The sequence below is a fragment of the Pseudomonas huaxiensis genome (assembly GCF_003231275.1).
GTDB lineage: Bacteria > Pseudomonadota > Gammaproteobacteria > Pseudomonadales > Pseudomonadaceae > Aquipseudomonas > Aquipseudomonas huaxiensis.
This window is the reverse complement of record NZ_QKVL01000099.1, coordinates 1-3,165: the sequence shown is the minus strand read 5'-3', so window position 1 is coordinate 3,165 and position 3,165 is coordinate 1. Positions and strand designations below refer to the sequence as shown.

The following is a 3,165-nucleotide window of genomic DNA, read 5'->3' as shown; positions in this document are numbered from 1 at the left end:
CGGCTTGACGATGGAAAGCACCACGCCGCCCTTGATGACGACCCCATGCGAAGTCGCACCGCGCTTTAGCCAGCGCTCGGCCCGTACCTGTGACCAGTCGTACGCCACCGGCTGGACCCGCCAGCGTTCGAAGGGGTTCCACCAGCGGTAGTTGAAGTTGTAGGCATAGAGGCGTTGGCGGGTGCGGTTGAAGCGAAGCGGTTGATCTCGGGGAGGTGCTGCATCGACTTTCACACAGAGCAGTAGTGACCAGACTGCAACGAAGACCCCGGGGAAAAAGATGCTCCATTCTTCGACGCTGAGTTCACGCCAGTCTGACAAGAAAAGCCATAACACTATGGCCAGTTGGAAACTGAAAATTGGCGCAAACCAGATCACCAAACCCCTGAAAAGTGCTGAGGACCGTGGCAGTTCCAGAAAAACATCATCCTGATGGTTGGGCGTATCGAATCCCAGAGCCGGCATTACGATCGGCACTTCATCGGGGTGAGGTAGGTCTTCCTGCCATCCAGAACAAGAGGGAACGAGCTTAGGTCTTTTCACATGAAGCCCCACTGCCATCCAGCAATCTTGTCTTCCCTCACGATCAGTCGGGCCATCCCCGATTCATCACTCTTGTCGGGCCAGTAGGACACCTCAAGCTCCAAAGCGTGAAAATCAAGAACGCCCCAAAAGACAATAGAGCCCATGATCTCGAGCGTTTTTGACTCTGCATCGTAAGTAACGACTGGAGCCGTGGTGTCAGGCTCGTAACCCGGCTGCTTCCAGAAAGCGGGAGCCGGCAAAGGATCATTCGTCCCTCCGGTACGCCCGCCAGCGATCATCCCTCCTGGTGTTTCACCTGGCCGGTATGCCCACAGCGTCCACTCGTAAGACGACGCGCCAGGGTCATATCCTGGAAGGACGACGTTGTACTCCATGGTTCCACCGCGGCCTGATACCTCGTCACCCCGCCTCTGGATCCGCGCCTTCACGTCAAGGTCAGCGGTTAAGCCCAACAGCGCGGCGTTCAGAGCGCCTATCGCCGTATCCATGTCGTGAGCGTCTTTCCAGCGACGGTGTTCTTTCGGCAGCCCCCAAAGTGAGTGCTGCGCCCACAATTCCAATGGTTGCGACTCTTTACCCTTCGCCCAGACCGCAAATCCATACGCAACAAAACCTAGTAATACGGCGATCGCGAGCGGGACGAGCAGTACGTTTGCCGCTCCAATGGAGCCCCAGACCCCAGCTAACGCTGAGCCTGTTGCCATTAGAGATGCTATTGCGTAAAAATTTCTCGCCGCTTTATCACCAACCCCGTGCGTACGCCCCGCCGCCAACGCATACTGCATCCCCTCCACCGCACTCGCCATCGACACAATCGCACTGCCGAACTGAAGAATCCGCGCCCCCACCTTCACCGTACTCACCGTCCCAGCCGAGTGAACCGGGAGGGTCCAGTCAGGCCGAACTGCCCAAACCGCCGCGCCGACGATCTCAACACCTGCCCCCATATTCCCTACCGAAGCCGCCATGAACGCGGCAAAAGCCTCGGGACGCTCATCGCCAAACGCTTTGAGCAGGCTTCCGTAGCTTTTGCGCAGGGAATCCTGCTGGAACCAAAGACTGCCAAGAGCCAGTCCCAGATTGAATACTCCTGTCCCACCCATCCTTGCGGCGTTGCGCATGCTGCGCATCGTGTCCTGGGCGAACAGGCGGGCGACTTCGCCATTGAGGCTCAGGTGGCGGGCGAAGTCGTCCATGCCGCCCTTGAGGGCACCCACATCGATGCTGACGGGACGCAGGGCATCGCCGATGCCGTCGCCGATGCCGTCCCGCAGTTTTTCCAGGCGCACCCGCAGGTCCTCGGCGCTCTCCATCGTCCAGAGCGTGACGTCGATCAGCTTTCCATAGCTGCTTGCCAAGGCGGGGATGGGGGGGCCACTGAGCAGCATGGCCCGCACCTTGCGCGCGGCCGGTTTGCGAAATTGCTGGTCCAGTTGCGCGATGAAGCGCTCGGTCCCTTCGTAGAGCACCTCATTGAGCAGCGTGAGGTACTCGCCCGCCTTGAGCGCAACCGTGACCTGCGTGACCCGCACACCGGAAAACCGCAGCCAAGCCTCTCGGTGCATATGCCCCACCAGCGCGTTGGTGTGCTCCGAAATATGCTTGCCGAGGGCGTTGCTGGCCGTGGCGGCACCGCCGAGCAACTGGCCGACGGCCGCCTGCACCGACGACCTCATGAGCGCCGTGCCCTGATCGGTTGTGATGAGGGTCTTGATGCCGTGATAGAGCCGGGTCCGCTCGGCGTCACTCAGGTCTTGGCGCAGTTGCTCGAGCCACCCTTTGTCCTTGGCCACCAGCGCCTGGTAGAGCAGGCTGTTGCGGTCGTCCAGTTGTTGCTTCCAGAGTCGTTGGGTAGCGTCCAGTTTGTCGTTGTCGATGAGTCCGGTCGGCCCACCGGCAAGGCACTGCCCCACCATGCAGATGAATGCCGCCACAGACTCGACGTGGTGAACGCTGTAGTCGTAGCGGGTGGCCAGTTGAAAGGCCGGGCTCTGAAAGTGAGTCGCGTAGTGTTCGCCGACGTCGTCGATGATCTGTTGCCAGCCCGCGAGCGTTTTCTCGACCTTGGTCTGGAAGTCCCCGCGGGCCTTTTCGTCGTAGCGGTCGCCGAGCCGGTCGCGGACATTGGCCTGTTCCTTGGCGATCCTGCGTTTCGTCTCCTTCTCCAGATCAAGGCTTGGCAGGGGCGCCCTGTAGGACATCGGCCTGGCGTTGTAATCACGATGAGTCTCAACCGCCGTCTCTGCATCCTTGATCGCCTGTTTTTCCGCCCTGTCGAGGTACACCTTACGAATACCCAGCAACGCCTGGGAAGTGAGTTGCTCGAAACGTCGCTGCGGTTCGGCGCGCCACTCCTGCATGTGCTGGTAGCGAATCAGGCGCTGGGCGTTGAGCTCTTGCACCACGCCGACAGGGTCGGGCAGGACCAGGGCCAGCACACCGTTCGGCAGCTCGTGCTCCTCAGTCATCGTGCGGACATGGCCTGCCAGGGCTCGCAGTCGGCTATTGCGCGGGTAGAAGCCGTGCACGCTGTGAAAATCGCCCGCCATGGGCTGGGCGTATTCGAGCACCTGATGCATCTGCAGGTCGGCTTCGGTCATGGCGATCCCGACGCTGGCG

Annotated in this window: 2 protein-coding genes; both read right to left on the bottom strand. The window is 60.7% G+C overall.

What is annotated here, in order from left to right; genetic code table 11:
• Nucleotides 1-561, bottom strand: a 561-nt coding sequence (locus tag DM374_RS33945; RefSeq protein ID WP_225422672.1) for a DUF6708 domain-containing protein, incomplete at its 3' end; no start/stop codon positions are given.
• The gene (locus DM374_RS32200) at nucleotides 540-3,152 is read right to left on the bottom strand and encodes a T6SS effector BTH_I2691 family protein (RefSeq protein ID WP_318531824.1); all 2,613 of its coding nucleotides are present in this window, start codon (nucleotides 3,150-3,152) and stop codon (nucleotides 540-542) included. The genes DM374_RS33945 and DM374_RS32200, both read right to left, overlap by 22 nt.
• Nucleotides 3,153-3,165 lie beyond the last annotated feature (13 nt).